Below are 16002 nucleotides of genomic sequence, written 5' to 3'. Positions count from 1 at the left end.
TTATCAAACACTCTGCGAACCGGCCTCTTCGGGCCATTCCTCTCTCTTCAGGCGTCCGCCATAATGGCGTGAAGCCTCTCCTTGCTCAGAATCGTCACAGCCCCGCGCCCACTGCGGGTCACTCCATCGCGGGCAAATCGCGACAGATGGCGTCCCACCACCTCCCGCGCCGCGCCAATCTCATCGGCCATGGCCTGCTGCGTCATCGCCACCCGCCCCGATGCGTCGGCATAATTCAGCAGCAATCCGGCCAAGCGCTGCTCCACAGTGAGCGCGTGGCTCTGTTCTATCTGTCCCATCAGGCCGAACACCGCCCGCGCCAGCGCCGCCACCGTCATCTCCTGAATCACCGACTCATGGGCGAACAGTTGCCGATAAGCGGCGCCGGAGAGCACCCCCACCTGTGTCTCCGCCGCGGCGCGCACCCAGGCGGGATAGGGCAACTCCTGAAACAGACTGTTGATGGCCAGCACGCAGGTCTCCCCCGGGCGGATGCGGTAGAGCAGCGCCTCCTTGCCATTGGGGGTGATGGTGAAGACGCGCAGCTCCCCACGCAGCACGAAGTAGGCTCCGGAGACTTCATCGCCGCGATTGAGCGCCATACTCCCCATGGGCAGCAGATGCTTGACCATGCGCTGCCGGAATAGCGCGCGCCCGGAGTCACTCAACTGGTCGCTGATCTGTTGGGTTGCGTCGGCCATCGCTAAACTCTCAATCCTGTGGTCAGTGGATCTGCGTCACGCCGAGCTTCTCAGCCACGGCGCGGGTTTCGTTCAGATGATGCTGAAATCCCGGCAACACCTTCCGCACCAGCCCTTTGAACCGCGCATCCTCAATGGCGGGCAGCAGCACCGTATCGATGGCGTTGATCACCGCCGCATGGAAGCCGATCTCATGGCGCAGATAGGCGGCGTCAAATTCAGCGCCCTCCAGCTTGTCGAGCCGCTCCAGGGTTTGCGCCATCTGGCTCCAACTGGCGTCGCCTGCGGGCGGCGTCCCCAGCGCGTTCATCTGTTTGGCGATGTCGCGGCCCATCTGCTGCACCGCCGTATGATCGGTGATCACCATCTTGGCCAAACGCCGCACCTCGGGATTGCGACTCTTGGCCCAGGCCAGACGCCCGCTGGCGATATCGGCCATGTTGGCTTGATCGAAGATGGCGTAGATCGTCGCATCGCTCAAGTTGCTGGCCTGCGCCAGGGGCGCGCTCAGTATTCCCGTGGCCAGGGCGGCCAGGGATAACACGCGGCGGATTCGATTCATCTCTCTCTCCTCATGGATGGATTGCGGCGTTTGCCGCCAGTGAGGTCATGGTAATGAATCCCGCCTCGCGGCTCTGTGACCGATATCACACAACGACGATTTCACCATTTTTTCTCCCAACCATTTGGTATTGCGGCGAACTGTTTGGGGATTTTTCGATTTCGCATTACACTAACAGGATGCTGAAAAAGTCCATCCATGGCCTTTTCAGCGACGGTCAGCGAAAACGCGGTTTTCACTGACCTCACAAAATCAACAGGATAAAACCCTCTGTTGATTTTGGTGGGCCTTCCTGGCCCACGCGCAGGCTGCTGTTTCAGCAGCCTGCTAAGGATTCCGACCGCGCCACGAGCGCCCAGTTTTCACGCCTATGGGATGCGCCATGCCTCATCACCCCATGACTGTGACGGTGGACCTGGACCAGTTCGCCGCCAATATCCGCTTCATCAAACAGAGCGTCGCCCCCAGCAAAGTGTGCGTGGTGCTCAAGGCCGACGCCTATGGCCACGGCATCACAGCGTTGGCGCCAGTCGCCATCGCCGCTGGCGCCGACCGCCTGGGCGTCTGCACCAATGGCGAGATCGCCGCCATCCGCACCATTGATGCGCAGATCCCCATCATGCGCCTGCGCTCCGGCCTGCCCGAAGAGTTGGAGGAGGCGCTGCAGTGGAATGTGGAGGAGTTGGCCGCAGGCGAGCAGGCCAGCGTGTTTCTGGACCGGCTGGGGGTGCGGCGCGGCCTGCCGGTGCCGGTGCATGTGAAGATCGACTCCGGCATGGGGCGCGGCGGCTTTCTCTATCATGACGCCGAAGGGGTGCGGGAGATCCGCGAGTTGCCAGGTGTGAAAATCGTCGGCGTGATGACCCATCTGGCCAACGCCGATGCGCCGGATCTGAACCACGCCCGTGAACAGTTACGCCGTTTCGATACTCTAATTGAACAATCCCGTGACGCCCTGCCGCCTGATGCGCTGATTCACACCCATAACAGCGCCGGGACCTGGCGCATGCCGGAACGCCGTGGCGACATGGTGCGGGTGGGCGCCGCCTGCTATGGGGTGCGCACCTCCCAGGCGTTCGACAATCCGCCTGAACTGAAGCCCATCATGGCGCTGCGCACCGCCATCTCCGGGGTGGCGCGGGTTCCCGCCGGGCATGACGTGGGCTACGGCACGCGCTTCGTCACCGAGCGCGAGAGCGTTTTGGCCACTGTGCCGGTAGGATTCGGCGAAGGCTATCCCCGCGCCCTGTTCAACAAAGGCGAAGCGATTATCAGCGGGAAACTGTGCCGGGTGGCCGGGCGGGTCTCGCTCAACGTCACCACCTTCGACGTCACCGACCTGGATCCGCCGCCGCAGTGGGGCGACCCGGTGACGCTCATCGGCCAAGCCGATGGCCTGACAGTCACCTTTGAGGAGATGGCCGATCGCTATGAGAGCGTGCACACTGACATCAATCTCATGGCCGGACGCTATAATCCGATACAGTACATTGGCGGAGCATAAAACGACACAAGACGCCCCGATCCCCTAGCAGTCCCGGAAAAAAGGCTAAGATAATGGAACAAATTGTCGATGCACCTGAAGAGGGCCTGAACAATCCGACCGACGATACCGCGCCGGTCAACGACGACCATTCGCCGGAGCCCGAGGCGAAAGCGGAGCGTGTCATGGGGGAGACCGGCATCAGTCGCACCCAACAACTCAAAGAGCTGCTATCCGGTCGTGAGGGCGAGCGCCATGCGGTGATCGTGCAGGATTTTCCCGATCCCGACGCCATCTCCTGCGCGTTTGCCTACGTGATCCTGGCCGAAGCGTTCGGCATTGAGGCGCACATGCTCTATGGCGGGCGCATCAGCCATCAGGAGAACATCGCCCTGACCAATATGCTGGATATCGAGTTGGTGCGGGTGGAGAACCCGGAGCTGATCCCCGCCGATCGCTATTCGGCCACCATCTTCGTCGATAACCAGGGCACCACCTCGGCCCTCACCGAGCCATTCGAGCGACTCGGCGTGCCGGTGCTGGCGGTGATGGACCACCACGCCAACCAGCAGCGTCTGGAAGCCCCGTTGATGGATCTGCGTCCAGTGGGCGCCTGCGCCACCATCATGACCAGCTACTTCATGGACGGCATCATGCCGCTCAAAACCTCCAAGTCGGAGCATCGTCGGCTGGCCACCGCGCTGATGCACGGCATCATCTCCGACACCGGCTCCATGATCAACGCCAAGTCCCTGGACTTCTCCGCCGGCGCGTTCCTGCAACCTCTCTACGACGCCGACGTGTTGCAGGAGATCATGCACCAGCAGCGCAACCACCGCGTCATGGAGGTGATCCGCGCCGCGCTGGCCAATCGGGTGGTGCGCGAAGGCTTCAGCCTCTCGGGGGTGGGCGCCATCCGCGCCGAGGATCGCGACGCCATCCCCCAGGCGGCGGACTTTCTCCTCACCGAGGACTCGGTGCACACCGCCATCGTCTACGGCATCGTCAGTCACGAGGATGGCGCCGAATCCATTCAAGGCTCCATGCGCACCACCAAGCACTCGGTGGCCCCGGACGCTTTTCTTAAGGAAGCCTTGGGCAAATCGGCCAACGGACAGTATTATGGCGGCGGCAAAGCCAACGCGGGCGGGTTTGAGATCCCGCTGGGCTTCCTCTCCGGCATGGACAGTTTCGAGCTGTCGAAAATGAAGTGGGAGGCCTATAACGCCAAGGTGCGCGGCAAGTTCTTCGCCAAACTGGGTTTGGAAGAGACGCGCGCGCCGGTTTAATTGCGCGCTCTTAAGAGCAGATTGGAAGCGAAAAGATATTGAGGGCTGCGTCCTCAATCTCCCCCTAAGACCAATGGCTCAACAAGATCGGTCATGGTTACTATGGGGAGATGAAAGATATTGAGGGCTGCGCCCTCAAACTCCCCTAAGGTCAACAGCCACACCGTGGGCTCCGCCCACACCCGCTGGGGGCGCGGCCCCCAGACCCCGTCAAAGTCGGCCATAAATGTCCGACTTTGCCACCTGTCTGGCTGGGAGCACTCTTTCACTCCGCGTTTATAGCCTCCAACAGACAGAACCTATTCCTATGCCCCACCCTCTCGGCAACAAGCCGCGCTGGCTCAAAGTCAAACCGCCCACCTCCAAAGAGTACCTGCGTCTGCGCGCCCTCATGCGCGACAAACAGCTGCATAGCGTGTGCGAAGAGGCCACCTGCCCCAACATCGGCCAGTGCTGGCATGAGGGCTCGGCGGCGTTCATGATCCTGGGGCGCATCTGCACCCGCCGTTGCGCCTTCTGCGACGTGGAGACGGGCCGCCCCGCACCCATCGACCCAAACGAACCCGCCCACTTGGCCGAAGCCGCGCGGGCCCTGAATCTGAATCACGTGGTGATCACCTCAGTGGACCGCGATGACCTGGACGACGGCGGCGCCGCCCAGTTCGCCCGCTGCATCGAAGCGCTGCGCGCCGCAACGCCACAAGCCTCCGTAGAAGTCCTCACACCGGACTTCCGCAATAAAGAGGGAGCCCTGGAGCAGGTTATCGCCGCCCGCCCCGACGTGTTCAACCACAATGTGGAGACGGTCCCCCGCCTCTACGCCGATGTGCGCCCAGTCTCCAGCTATGCATTCTCCCTGGCCGTGCTCAAACGCGCAGGCGAGTTGGATCCCTCCATCAAAACCAAATCGGGCATCATGCTGGGCCTGGGCGAAGAGGAGTCCGAGGTGCTGGCGGTGTTCGATGATCTGCGCGCCGCCGGGGTGACCTATCTGACCGTGGGCCAATATCTGCGACCCAGCGAGTCGCATCATCCGGTGCTGCGCTACTGGGAGCCGGAGGCGTTCGAGCGCCTGGAGCGCGCAGCATTGGACCGGGGTTTTGAGAAAGTCGCCTGTCACCCCTTGGCGCGCTCCTCCTTCCACGCCCGCGAGCTGCATCGAGGCGACGCCTGATGGCGTGGTCCGACCGCCCCCACCGTTTCACTGTGCTGCGCCGCCCCGGCTGGGACTACCTGGCGGCGTGGGATGCGCAGAAACGCTGGGTGGATGAGATCATCGCCGGGCAGCGCGGCGACACAGTGATTCTCACCGATCACCCCCCGGTCTACACCGTGGGGCGCAACGGCTCGGAGACCGACGTATTGCGCCGCGTCCAAGAGGATGGAACGCGCATTCCCATCATCCCCACGGACCGGGGCGGACAGGTGACCTACCATGGCCCCGGTCAGTTGGTAGCCTATGTGCTGTGCAATCTAGCGCCCAACGGCTTTGAGGTGAAGGGGCATGTGGCGCGGCTGGAGCAGACATTGTTAACGCTGCTGGGCGATCTGGGTTTGACGCCGCGCCGGGATGAATATGGTCCGGGCATCTGGGTGGGGGACGCCAAGATTGGCGCGTTGGGGGTGCGCATCAAGCGCGGGGTGACTTACCACGGGCTATCGCTGAACCATGACCCGGCGCTGGCGCACTTTGCGGGCATTGTGCCGTGTGGGCAGATGGGCGGACAGGTGACGTCGTTGCGCAAAGAGGGCGTGGAGCTGGAACGAGCGGCGCTGGAGCGGCGTTTTCTGCAGGCGTTCAAGGAGGCGTTCCAGACGGACCTGGACGAGCCCGCTCCGGAGTAGAAGTGTGTGCGGGAAAGAGGTCGGCCAAGCGCTAAGTCAGGGGACAAATTGCCAAAGGCAATTTGGCGGGATTCTTAAGGGTCTGTGACCCTTAAGCGGGTCCAGGGCGGCGCCCTGGCGGGGTTTGGGGCGGAGCCCCAATATCTTTAAGCCGTAAGCCGTTTCCCATTGAACCAAGGTGGATCAGGCAAGAAGCCAAGAGCGCGCTTGGAGCAACGCGCCCGCGAGGAGGCCGTCGGGGAAACGGCGGTGAGCAATCTGTCGGCGCAGCCGACAGGAGCGAATGCCGTAGAGGCCGCCAACGGGGAGAGCCAACCCGTGTGTGCGGTACAAACCCCACACCCCAGTTACGACCTCTTCTTCACCTTCAGGCTCACGCCAAATTGCGGATCGAACAGCGCCAGAGCGCGCTCCATCAAGGCGCGGAACTGCGGCGCGGTTCCATCCAACTCCCGCCGCACCCAGAAGCCCATGCCGGTGACGCTGTCATAGGGATCCAACCCCGCCTCCTCCAACGGTCGCGAGAGCTCCAGCAGCGCCATATAGGGCGGATTGCCAAACGCGCCGGGCTCCAGGGCTCCTTCACGCATGGCGGCGATATAGTCGGCCTTGATCTGATTGATCTGCGGCAGCAGTTCCGTCGCATCCAGAATCGCCCGCGCCCCGGCGTAGGCGCGCGCAATGGGCTTGAGATGGGCGTCATAGTAGAGCTGCGCCACGGCGCGCAGGGCGACGTTTTCCGCCGCCACCTCCAACTGGGTGGCAAGACTCTGCACAAAAGCGGGATTGTAATAGCCGAAGCTCTCGGTGGCGTCGGCGATGATGCGCGGCGGCGGGTGGGGCCCGGCGCGATACATGGAGATGCCCAACAGCGCTTCCAGGTTCTCACGGGTGAGCTTCTGGTTAAGGAACAGACCGCGCAGCCCGCTATCCGTGAGCCAGGTAAACGGCTTATTCCCGTTCAGAATTGGCTCGTCGGCGGGCAGTTCGCCGCGCTCGGAGTCCTGCAGAAAGCCCATGAGCGCATCGGCTTCAATGCGATAATCGGGCGCATTCTCCCCGCTCACGTCCCACGGCTTGGGCGAAAGCCCGCGCATGCTGTCAAACGCCTCCTGGGAAACAGTCTCAGGCAGGGGCAGTCCACTCTCCTCGGCATGCTTCTCTGGATCCACTCTATCGAATGCATCGTCATACACCGGCGCCGCGCTCTGGCCGGACTCCTTCTCTAGCGCCGCCACCTCCTTGCGAGGATCCGGGTCCGGCTGGTCATCGGGCGTGACGGCGGCTTGCCGCTCCATCTGAGCCACCAGATCCTCCCCGCCATGATTGCCCCATTTCATCCAGCCATAGAAGCCAATCGCGCCCACTGCGGCAATGACCATGATCACCAAAGGCCCGCCGCCCGCAGTGACGGTGGGGCGTTTATTGGGAGATCCCTTGTGGTCAGACGGTGGCGACATGCTCATCTCCTTGGCTGTGACAACGGCGTTCAGAAAAGCGCGACTCCCGCAGGATGTCAATGCGACGGCGTTGCCCGGGCTTTCAGCGCAACTGGTTCATGGGTGGCGAACGCGGTATGTTGGTTGGCTTTCATCATGAAGAAACCGCGCAGGAGCCCGCCATGCCCAAGCCCGTGACCCCGCTCATCGCCGCTGACATCATCATCGAACTGGCCGACCGCCCCGACCGCCCCATCGTGCTAATCGAACGCAAAAACCCGCCCTATGGCTGGGCCATCCCCGGCGGCTTTGTGGATGAGGGGGAGAACTGCGAAAACGCCGCCATTCGCGAAGCCGAAGAGGAGACCTGCTGCCGCGTCACTCTCAAGGCGCTGCTGGGAATCTACTCGCACCCGGCGCGGGACAATCGCGGTTACACGGTCAGCGCAGTCTATGTGGCCGAAGCCCACGGCGAGCCCGAAGCCGCCGACGACGCCAAGAGCGTGGTCATCGTCGACCCGGACAACCCGCCCACGCCGCTGGCGTTCGACCATGCGCTGATTCTCGAACACTACCGCCAATGGCGCCGTGATGGCAGTATCACGCCGCTGGCCGCGCCCATTGATCAACGCAGCTAAGCCGCCAAATCCTGCGCAAGGAGCGCGCCTGTGACCCTTCGTCTACTCGGCTTCATCGCCGCCGTCACTCTGTGGTTCGCCACGCCCCTGCCCGCCCAGGCGGCTGACGACGCCAAAGCGTCCAACGCCCCTGCACCGGACATGACCGCGCCCAATCGCCCAGTGGCGATTCTGGTGGATGGCTACGGCGACTGCTGCGCCCATGAGATGCATGAGCTGATTGATGGTTTGAAAGCCGCCGGGGTCGAGTTCCCCGCCGTGGCCCTGCGCGGATTGAGCGGACGCGCCTACACCGACTACAGCGCGCCCTGGAACGCTCTGACCGCCCGCGATCAGGGCTTCAAAGTCACCCTCAACCCCAATGACTACATCGCCAAACCGCTGCAATCGGGCATGGACGCGTTCACCTCCCTGCTCAACATGCAGAATATCCAAGCCGTGCTCAACGGCGATATGAACGCGGTGATGGGGCAGATGCGCAAAGGCAGCGACGAGCGATTCTTGCGCGAGACGAGCCAATACCTGTTCAACCTGCCGCCGGAGCGCCGCGTCATCCTCATCGGCCACTCCTTTGGCGGCGACTCGGTGGCCAAGCTGCTCTCGCTCACCGGCCGCCCCATCCTCTTCGCCGCCGTGTTGGACCCGGTGGGCGGTGCGGGCCTGCGCAGCGCCATCACCGGGCGCGGCGTGCCAGGCAACGTGCGCTACTTCTATAATCGCTGGCAGACCCAGGAGGCGTTCCCGTTCGACTACGCCAGCGACGGCGCCTTCACCCCCTGCGGCGCGCAGCAGTGTGATCAACGCTCCGTAGGCGCCGTCCACCACGACGCCGTACCGCGCAATACGCAACAGGAGATGCTCGCCATCATCCGCGATCTGCTGGCCGGGCGGACGCCAAACGCAAAGGGCCAGAACGCCAAATCCGCCAAAGGGGGCAAGGATGGGCTGTTGCAGCGCGGCGTGGATCTGCTCAAGCTGTTCGGCCAATGAGCAGGCTTTCCGTACTCTTGGCGGCGCTGACTCTTTGCATTGTCGCGCCTGCCCAAGCGCAGACTCAGACGAGCGGCGTCGCGCCGCTCAGAGATGACCTCAATCGCCCCATCGCCCTTCCCGCCCCCGCCCAGCGGGTGGTGAGTCTGGCCCCACATCTGACCGAGATTCTGTTTGCCGCAGGCGCAGGCGAGCAGGTGGTGGGGGTGGTCAACTACAGCGACTATCCCCCCGCCGCCAAGAGACTCCCGCAAGTGGGCGGCTATCACAAGCCGGATATCGAACGCATCGCCGCATTGCGGCCAGACCTTGCGGTAATCTGGGCTGAGGGCAACCCGCAATCCCTGGTGCGGGCGTTGGAGTCCCTGTGCATCCCCTACTACGTGGCCAATCCCAAGCGCTTTGTCGATATCGCCCGCGCCCTGCGTCAACTGGGCGCGCTCACCGGCCATGCCCAGCAGAGCCAGCAGGCCGCCGACGCCTTTCTGGCCAAGTGGCGCGCGCTACGCGCACAATATCGCCAGGCCAAACCGCTGCGGGTATTCTATCAAGTGTGGAATCAGCCGCTGATCACCGTTAATGACGACCACCTGATTGGGCAGATCATCACCGATTGCGGCGGCAAGAATGTCTTTGGCGAGTTGGATGCGCTCACCCCGCGCATCGGCGTGGAGGCGGTGGTGGCCAGGGCGCCGGAGGTGATTTTGGCCAGCGGCATGGACGCCGCCCGCCCCGAGTGGCTGGACGACTGGAAGCGGTGGAAATCGCTGCCCGCCGTGCGTGACGGACACCTGATTCACATCCCGCCCGACCTCATTCAGCGCCACGGTCCGCGCGCGGTGGAGGGGATGGCGCTGATCTGCGCGGCGCTGGCGCAGGCGCGCCGCGCCATACAGCGCTAATCTCTTCGCCAAACCCGCTGCGCCAACGTCATCATCTTCCGCTCTAATACAGCCTGATCATCCGCAGAGGCGCCCTCATGGCGCGCCAGATAGAATGCATCGGCCATGCGCTCAAGCGCCTGGGCGGGACTCTTCTGCGCCAGCGCCTCAGCTTCTTGGGCGACCTGTTGAGAGTCGCCGCCCACCGCTGCGCTGATCGCCTGCGCCGCCGCTTGCGTCGGGCGCGTCTGTGCGGCGAAGGCGAACGCCTCATCCACCACCACCGCGCCATCGGCGGCGCGGACCACATGCACACGCAGATGCGTCGGCTCCGCCACCGCTGGCGGCTGCTGCCCCGGCGCCGACGGCGGCGCGGTAATGGGCCGCGCCAGGCGCGCGAAAACCCAGTAGTCGGCCGGGGCGCTCACAGTGAGCAGCGTCAGCGCGGCGGCGTCGGGCCAGGCGGGAATTGCCCCCGCCTGCTGCAACGCGCTGGTCACAAGCGTGGGGTCAATCAGCGTCACGCCCGTGGAGGGCGCAGCCAGCATCTGGCGCAACTGAGCAGCGATATCGGCGTCTGCGCCTTCCTGCCCCAGCAGCGCCACCGCCAGGGCGCGCCCGTTGCGCGCCGCCAACTCCGCCCACATCTTTTCAATCCACTGCGCGCCATCATCCACGCCCCGCGCCGCCAGCTTTTGCCGCGCGCGCAGGGCCAACCAGGCAGCGCCGGGCCGTTTGTCCTGCCGGGCGTCCTCAGCCATGCGCGCCAGCGCCAACAGCAACTGCCCCACCCGGGAGGTAAAACGCTGCGAAGGCGAAGCGTCCACCGCCCCCTGCAGCAGCAGCGCCGCCTGACCGACGCGCCCAGCCTTGAGCGCCTCCTCACCCGCTTCGGAGAGCTGGCCGCCAAGACGCTCACCCAGCTCCTCCAAGCGCCACGCCAGCCGCTCGCTGGGGGCATAGGCGCGTCCCAGCAGGGGGCGATAGGCGGCCAAAGCGTCTTCCGCGCGACCTTGATCCAGCAGATCAGACACCAGCCCCAAGCGCACGCTCATCTCCAGCGCGCGCTCGGCGCGGCTCAGAAGTTCACCCAGTTCCGCATCGTTTGGCGCCATGCCCACTGCCGCCTGAGCCTGAGACAACGCCTGCTCTTCACGTCCGCCGCGCAACGCCTGGGTAATCGACTTAAGCGCGCGCGCGCGCCACTTGGGCAGCACCTGCCGCGCCAACCCATTGAGGATGGGGTTATCGGGATCATCGGCCAGACAAGCGTTCAACTGGCTCTGCGCCGCTTCCAGCTTCTCGGCGTCAGCCAAGCCCGCCTCCGCCGCCGCGCGGCAGGCGCGCTGCCGCGCCAGCGCTGCTTCACGTTGGGTGGCGATGCTCTGCAAAGTCGGCTGCAACGCCGCTTGCTGCGGCGCCAGGGACTGCGCCTGCTCCAGCTTTTCCAACGCGCTGCGCAGTCGCGGCAGCAGCGGCTGGGCGGCGTCATCGGCCTGAGTTTGCGCCTGCTCAACCAGCGCGCCGCCCCATTGCAGACGGGTGAGATTCAGCGCCTGTTTGAGGGCGTCGTTGTCCGGCGACTCTTTAAGCGCCGCCTCTAAGCGGCTTTGCGCTGTGGCGTAATCGCCCGCCTCGCGCAACCCTTGAGACGCCTTGAGCGCCGGGTTGTCGCCCGCGCAGGCGCTCATCATCAGCGCCACAACCACGCCAGCGCCGAGGCGCCCTCTGCTCCGCCATCCCATGCCGTCATCCCGACCAAATGAGTCAAAAAAAGGAGCCCGCAACGCGGGCTCCTGTGCGCCTCACGCCAGAATTACAGAGCGCGCGCTTCCAGATAAGCCTTTTCGGAGACCTCATGCCACGCCGTAGCTTGGTCACGGAAGGCGCGGAAGGAGTCATAGATCTCCTGGGAGAGAGGATCCTCCTTGGCGATCTCTCCCACCACCTCGTCGGAGAGATCCTTCAGCTTTTTGAGCACATCATCGGGGAAGCGGCGCAACTGCACGCCGTGGGTCTTCACCAGGGCGTCCAGAGCGGTGTTGTTGCGCGCCACGTACTCCGAGAGCATGTCCAGATTGGCCACCTGACACGCCGCCTTGACGATGGCCTGGAGATCCCCGGGCAATTCGTTGAAGGCCTTTTCGTTGATCATGCACTCCAGCGTGGTGCCGGGCTCATGCCAACCGGGGTAGTAGTAGAATTTGGCCGCCTTGTACAGACCGAACGCCAGATCGTTATAAGGACCGACGAACTCGGTGGCGTCGATGGCGCCGGACTGCAGCGAGGGGAAGATCTCGCCGCCGGGCAGACTCACCGGCGCGCCGCCGGCGCGCTTGAGCACTTCGCCGCCCAGCCCGGGGATGCGCATTTTCAGACCTTTGAGGTCTTCAACGCTTTTGATCTCCTTGTTGAACCAGCCGCCCATCTGCACCCCGGTGTTGCCGATGGCGGTGGGGATCAGGCCAAACGGCTTGTAGACCTTTTGCCACAGTTCCAGACCGCCGCCGTGGTAGAGCCAGCCATTCATCTCCTGGGCGTTGAGGCCAAACGGCACCGCGGCGAAGAACTGCGTGGCCGGGTGCTTGCCCTTCCAGTAATAGGCGGCGCCGTGGCCCATCTGCGCAGTGCCGCGCGAGACCGCGTCGAACACCTCGAATGCGCCCACCAACTCCTTGGCGCCATACACCTTCACCTGCATGCGACCGCCGCTCATCTCATTGATGAGCTTGGCCAGATTATTGGCGCCAACCCCCAGTCCGGGGAAGTTCTTGGGCCATGTGGTGACCATTTTCCATTTGATCTTCTTGGCCGCGCTGGCGACGCCCGGCGCGCCCAGCGTCGCCGCCGCCGCACCTGCAACCGCGCCTTTGAGAACCTCACGACGCCCGCTGCGTTTGGCTTCCTGATCCATTTGGCTCATGCTCACCCCCTGGGGAAATTGGTTACGCGCGCGCCCTAAAAGCGCACACGAATGGAAAACCGACGCGCGCCGCGTTGGATGGATAACAGCACTTCGCGCTCGTTGCTCTGCATCGCCTGCTTCAACTGCTCAAAATCGTTCACCGGCCGTTTGTTGATGCTCAGGATCACATCCTTGGGCAGCAGTTGCAAACGCGCCGCCGCGCTGCGCGCAGTGAGTTTGGCCACGGTGATCAACATCTGGCCCTGCTCATTCTCGCGCAGCTCCAGCGTGGCGCCGCCCAGGCGCGGGTCGATATCGTCCCCTTTGGCGCTCTGATGCCGCGGCTCCGCCACCACCATGGAGAGCGTCTGCTTGACGCCTTTGCGCAGGATGGTCATGCGCACTCGCTCGCCCACCCGCAGCAGTCCGACCATATTGCGCAGATGCGCCGCATCACGCACGGGTTGATCGTCGATATGGGTCACCACGTCGCCCTGCCGCAATCCCGCCTTCTGCGCTGAAGAGCCCTTGCTCACCAGCGTCACCAGCGCCCCCTCGTGATCCATGGCCAGCCCGAATGCTTGCGCCAGCTCCGGGGTCAGATCCTGCGCCTTGACCCCCAGCAGACCTCGGCGCACTTCGCCATACTCGATGAGCTGCGCCAGAATGCGCTGCGCCATATCCATGGGGATGGCGAAGCCAATGCCCACATTGCCGCCCGCCTTGGCCAGAATGGCGGTGTTGATGCCGATCAGCTCGCCGCGCAGATTGACCAGCGCGCCGCCGGAGTTGCCCGGATTGATGGAGGCGTCGGTTTGGATGAAGTCCTCATAGCCTTTGATGCCCAACCCGGTGCGGCCCAGCGCGCTCACAATGCCGGAGGTGACCGTCTGTCCCAGGCCGAAGGGGTTGCCGATGGCCACCACGAAGTCGCCCACGCGCAGCTCGCCGGAACGACCGATGGGCACCTGATGCAGATGCTTGGGCTCCACCTGGATCACCCCCACATCGGTCTCCGGGTCCACCCCCACCAGTTTGGCCTTCATGCTGCGGCCATCACGCAGGGTGACGGTGATGGTGTCGGCTTTGTCGATGACGTGGTGGTTGGTGAGGATGTAGCCGCGCTTGGCGTCGATGATCACCCCGGAGCCCAGGCTGCGCTGGGTGCGCTCGCGCATCTGCAAGCGCGGCAGATCGAAGAATTGGCGGAAGAAGGGGTCGCTGAAGAAGGGCGATTGGCGCACCTGCACCTTGGCGCTGGTGGCGATATTGACCACCCCGGGGGTGACGTTCTCCAGCATGTCCGCCAGAGTGGGCAACGGCTGTCCATTGACCGCCACCGGCAGCCCCGCCCAGGCGGGCGTGGCCAACAACAACCCCAACAACACCGCCGCGCGCGGCGCCCAACGCTTATGCATACTCATCGTCGTTTGCCCTCCATCAGAATATCTGCGCCGGAGCATGAGGTGATTCACCATAGGATTCCGGCTCATTGAGGATGGTACAGCGGCCCGCCCGGCGTCGCAATCGCCTGCATGGGGTGATCATAGAGTTGCGAGAGCGTCTGCGCCGAGAGCGTGGCGGCGGCGTCGCCTGCGCGCCACTGCCCATCGCCAAACAACAGCAGAAAGCGATTGCACACCCGTAGGGCCAGATTCACATCGTGCAGCACCATGGCCAGGCCGCCGCTGCGGCTCTCATCCACACAGCCGGAGAGTTGCTCAAGGATGCGGATTTGATAGCGCAGGTCCAGGTGATTGGCCGGTTCGTCCAGCAGCAGCCAGGGCGGATTTTGCGTCAGCACAGCGGCGATCTCCAGCCGTCGGCGCTCGCCGCCGGAGAGGGTGCGCGCATCGCGCGACTCCATTGCCGCCAACCCCACCGCCTCCAGTGCGCGCCGGGCCAAGGCGTAGTCCTCTTGCCCCTCCCACGCCCACAGCCCCAGGTGCGGGTGACGTCCTGCCAGGGCGGTCTCCAGCACGGTGGCGGGAAACGCCGATTCGCTCTGCTGAAACAGCACTCCCAGCCGTTGCGCCAACAAGCGACGCGGCCAATTGGCGAGTTCGCGCCCCTGCAACGCTACGCTCCCTGCGTTGAGCGGCCTGAGTCCGGCCAGCGCGTGCAGCAGCGTGCTTTTGCCCACCCCATTGCGTCCCAGGATGGCCCAACGCTCGCCCGGCAGGACCTCCCAGGTGAGATTCTCACACACACAAACGTCGCCAATGCGCAAATCCGCCGCTGTCACCTTCAGGCCGCCGCTCATTGGCCGCCCTCGCGACGCATCAGAATCAGGAACAGCGGCACGCCGAGGAAGGCGGTGATCACCCCCACCGGCAACTGTTGCGGCGCAATCGCCACCCGCGCCAGCAGGTCGGCCAGCAGCAGCAGCGTGGCGCCGCCCAGGGCGCAGGCGGGCAGCAGCAGACGGTTATCACGCAGCCCGGCCAGACGCAGCAGATGCGGCGTCACCAGCCCGACGAAGCCGACTGAACCGGCCGTGGTGACCGCAGCAGCCGTGAGTAGTGATGCGATGAGATAGAGAAGAATGCGCAATGCGCCGGTGGAGACTCCCAGCGCGGCGGCGTGGTTGTCGCCCCGCGCCAGCAGATTGAGCGCCCGCGCCTGAGGCCAGATCAGCAGCAGGCCCAGCGCCAGCGCCGCCAACGCCCAACCGGGATGCTCGGCGTTGTCCAGGTCGCCCATGAGCCAGAACAGCATGCCCTTGAGATGGGCGTCGGGGCTGATCGCCAGCAGCAGGTTGATCAGCGCGCCCCATCCCGCCGCCATCACCACCCCGGTGAGCAGCAGCCGCGTCGGGCTCCAGGCGCCGCGCGCGCGCGCCAAGCCAAACACCAGCGTCATGGCCAGAAACGCGCCGCCCAGGGAGGCGATCTCCACCACCCACGCCGCCGCGCCCAGCAGCAGCGCCAGCAGCGCCGCGCTGGCGGCGCCGCCAGAGACGCCCAACACAAAGGGATCGGCCAATGGATTGCGCAGTAGAACCTGCAGCAGCGCCCCGGCCAGCGCCAGCAGGCCGCCCGCCGCCACGGCCGCCAAGGCGCGTGGCAGGCGCAGGCTCCAGATCAGCTCCTGATGCAGCGCATCGCCCTGTCCCAGGAGTGCGCGCCAACTCTCCCCGAGCGACATCGCCACGCTGCCATGGGCCAGCGACGCCAATAGCGCCGCGCACAGCATGAACGCCAACATGACGAGCAGCGGCCAACGCGCCAGAACGGGGGAAGGCGCGCTCATGCCGCGCAATGCCGGGG

At 64.6% G+C, this 16002-nt stretch carries 15 protein-coding genes; 7 read left to right on the top strand and 8 right to left on the bottom strand.

Annotation, left to right across the window (positions count from 1 at the left end):
• Positions 1-47 precede the first annotated feature (47 nt).
• Positions 48-701 carry a Crp/Fnr family transcriptional regulator gene (locus MAIT1_RS15600; RefSeq protein WP_085444477.1) on the bottom strand — a complete coding sequence of 218 codons (654 nt, stop codon included), beginning with the start codon at positions 699-701 and terminating at the stop codon, positions 48-50.
• A 22-nt stretch (positions 702-723) separates the two neighbouring features.
• Positions 724-1263, bottom strand: a complete 540-nt coding sequence (locus tag MAIT1_RS15595) for a DUF4142 domain-containing protein (protein ID WP_085444476.1) — start codon at positions 1261-1263, stop codon at positions 724-726.
• 382 nt (positions 1264-1645) lie between these two features.
• Here MAIT1_RS15595 and alr point away from each other — a divergent pair, with 382 nt between their 5' ends.
• From alr to lipB, 4 genes are all read left to right on the top strand, one after another.
• Positions 1646-2767 carry an alanine racemase gene (gene alr, locus MAIT1_RS15590; protein WP_158089540.1) on the top strand — a complete coding sequence of 374 codons (1122 nt, stop codon included), beginning with the start codon at positions 1646-1648 and terminating at the stop codon, positions 2765-2767.
• A 53-nt stretch (positions 2768-2820) separates the two neighbouring features.
• Entirely contained in the window at positions 2821-4035 is a 1215-nt protein-coding gene (locus MAIT1_RS15585; protein WP_085444474.1) for a DHH family phosphoesterase, read from the top strand.
• 307 nt (positions 4036-4342) lie between these two features.
• Positions 4343-5209 carry a lipoyl synthase gene (lipA, locus tag MAIT1_RS15580; RefSeq protein ID WP_085444473.1) on the top strand — a complete coding sequence of 289 codons (867 nt, stop codon included), beginning with the start codon at positions 4343-4345 and terminating at the stop codon, positions 5207-5209.
• Entirely contained in the window at positions 5209-5880 is a 672-nt protein-coding gene (lipB, locus tag MAIT1_RS15575; protein ID WP_085444472.1) for a lipoyl(octanoyl) transferase LipB, read from the top strand. The genes lipA and lipB overlap by 1 nt, the downstream gene beginning before the upstream one ends.
• Positions 5881-6227: 347 nt before the next feature.
• Here the strand turns inward: lipB and MAIT1_RS15570 are convergent, their stop codons facing one another.
• Positions 6228-7340, bottom strand: coding sequence for a hypothetical protein (locus MAIT1_RS15570; protein WP_085444471.1), 1113 nt, complete (start codon positions 7338-7340; stop codon positions 6228-6230).
• A 161-nt stretch (positions 7341-7501) separates the two neighbouring features.
• On the opposite strand from MAIT1_RS15570, the gene MAIT1_RS15565 reads away from it, so the two are divergent.
• From MAIT1_RS15565 to MAIT1_RS15555, 3 genes are read left to right on the top strand one after another with little or no spacing between them, the layout of a single operon-like run.
• Positions 7502-7957, top strand: a complete 456-nt coding sequence (locus MAIT1_RS15565; protein WP_085446062.1) for an NUDIX domain-containing protein — start codon at positions 7502-7504, stop codon at positions 7955-7957.
• A gap of 30 nt (positions 7958-7987) precedes the next feature.
• The gene (locus MAIT1_RS15560) at positions 7988-8947 is read left to right on the top strand and encodes a hypothetical protein (protein ID WP_085444470.1); all 960 of its coding nucleotides are present in this window, start codon (positions 7988-7990) and stop codon (positions 8945-8947) included.
• Positions 8944-9849 carry a cobalamin-binding protein gene (locus MAIT1_RS15555; protein WP_085444469.1) on the top strand — a complete coding sequence of 302 codons (906 nt, stop codon included), beginning with the start codon at positions 8944-8946 and terminating at the stop codon, positions 9847-9849. The genes MAIT1_RS15560 and MAIT1_RS15555 overlap by 4 nt, the downstream gene beginning before the upstream one ends.
• On the opposite strand, the gene MAIT1_RS15550 is transcribed toward MAIT1_RS15555, so the two are convergent.
• The 5 genes from MAIT1_RS15550 to MAIT1_RS15530 form a co-directional block, all read right to left on the bottom strand.
• Positions 9846-11573 carry an ATP-binding protein gene (locus MAIT1_RS15550; protein WP_143814878.1) on the bottom strand — a complete coding sequence of 576 codons (1728 nt, stop codon included), beginning with the start codon at positions 11571-11573 and terminating at the stop codon, positions 9846-9848. The two genes, MAIT1_RS15555 and MAIT1_RS15550, sit on opposite strands and share 4 nt — an antisense overlap.
• A gap of 71 nt (positions 11574-11644) precedes the next feature.
• The gene (locus tag MAIT1_RS15545) at positions 11645-12751 is read right to left on the bottom strand and encodes a TRAP transporter substrate-binding protein (RefSeq protein WP_085444467.1); all 1107 of its coding nucleotides are present in this window, start codon (positions 12749-12751) and stop codon (positions 11645-11647) included.
• 35 nt (positions 12752-12786) lie between these two features.
• The gene (locus MAIT1_RS15540) at positions 12787-14157 is read right to left on the bottom strand and encodes a DegQ family serine endoprotease (RefSeq protein WP_198947917.1); all 1371 of its coding nucleotides are present in this window, start codon (positions 14155-14157) and stop codon (positions 12787-12789) included.
• Positions 14158-14222: 65 nt separating this feature from the next.
• The gene (locus MAIT1_RS15535; RefSeq protein ID WP_085444466.1) at positions 14223-14996 is read right to left on the bottom strand and encodes an ABC transporter ATP-binding protein; all 774 of its coding nucleotides are present in this window, start codon (positions 14994-14996) and stop codon (positions 14223-14225) included.
• Positions 14993-15985, bottom strand: coding sequence for a FecCD family ABC transporter permease (locus MAIT1_RS15530; RefSeq protein WP_085444465.1), 993 nt, complete (start codon positions 15983-15985; stop codon positions 14993-14995). The genes MAIT1_RS15535 and MAIT1_RS15530 overlap by 4 nt, the downstream gene beginning before the upstream one ends.
• Between the last annotated feature and the right edge of the window lie 17 nt (positions 15986-16002).

Source organism: Magnetofaba australis IT-1 (assembly GCF_002109495.1).
Taxonomy (GTDB): Bacteria; Pseudomonadota; Magnetococcia; order Magnetococcales; family Magnetococcaceae; genus Magnetofaba; species Magnetofaba australis.
The sequence above is the reverse complement of the archived record's forward strand: the minus strand, read 5'-3'. Positions and strand labels throughout refer to the sequence as shown.

Bases quoted from the DNA above. Each gene is read 5' to 3' on its own strand.
- MAIT1_RS15530 (WP_085444465.1), bottom strand. From the start codon at position 15,985: ATGAGCGCGCCTTCCCCCGTTCTGGCGCGTTGGCCGCTGCTCGTCATG.
- MAIT1_RS15595 (WP_085444476.1), bottom strand. From the start codon at position 1,263: ATGAATCGAATCCGCCGCGTGTTATCCCTGGCCGCCCTGGCCACGGGA.
- MAIT1_RS15540 (WP_198947917.1), bottom strand. From the start codon at position 14,157: ATGAGTATGCATAAGCGTTGGGCGCCGCGCGCGGCGGTGTTGTTGGGG.
- MAIT1_RS15570 (WP_085444471.1), bottom strand. From the start codon at position 7,340: ATGTCGCCACCGTCTGACCACAAGGGATCTCCCAATAAACGCCCCACC.
- MAIT1_RS15535 (WP_085444466.1), bottom strand. From the start codon at position 14,996: ATGAGCGGCGGCCTGAAGGTGACAGCGGCGGATTTGCGCATTGGCGAC.
- MAIT1_RS15555 (WP_085444469.1), top strand. From the start codon at position 8,944: ATGAGCAGGCTTTCCGTACTCTTGGCGGCGCTGACTCTTTGCATTGTC.
- lipB (WP_085444472.1), top strand. From the start codon at position 5,209: ATGGCGTGGTCCGACCGCCCCCACCGTTTCACTGTGCTGCGCCGCCCC.
- lipA (WP_085444473.1), top strand. From the start codon at position 4,343: ATGCCCCACCCTCTCGGCAACAAGCCGCGCTGGCTCAAAGTCAAACCG.
- MAIT1_RS15585 (WP_085444474.1), top strand. From the start codon at position 2,821: ATGGAACAAATTGTCGATGCACCTGAAGAGGGCCTGAACAATCCGACC.
- MAIT1_RS15565 (WP_085446062.1), top strand. From the start codon at position 7,502: ATGCCCAAGCCCGTGACCCCGCTCATCGCCGCTGACATCATCATCGAA.
- alr (WP_158089540.1), top strand. From the start codon at position 1,646: ATGCCTCATCACCCCATGACTGTGACGGTGGACCTGGACCAGTTCGCC.
- MAIT1_RS15550 (WP_143814878.1), bottom strand. From the start codon at position 11,573: ATGGGATGGCGGAGCAGAGGGCGCCTCGGCGCTGGCGTGGTTGTGGCG.
- MAIT1_RS15545 (WP_085444467.1), bottom strand. From the start codon at position 12,751: ATGAGCCAAATGGATCAGGAAGCCAAACGCAGCGGGCGTCGTGAGGTT.
- MAIT1_RS15600 (WP_085444477.1), bottom strand. From the start codon at position 701: ATGGCCGACGCAACCCAACAGATCAGCGACCAGTTGAGTGACTCCGGG.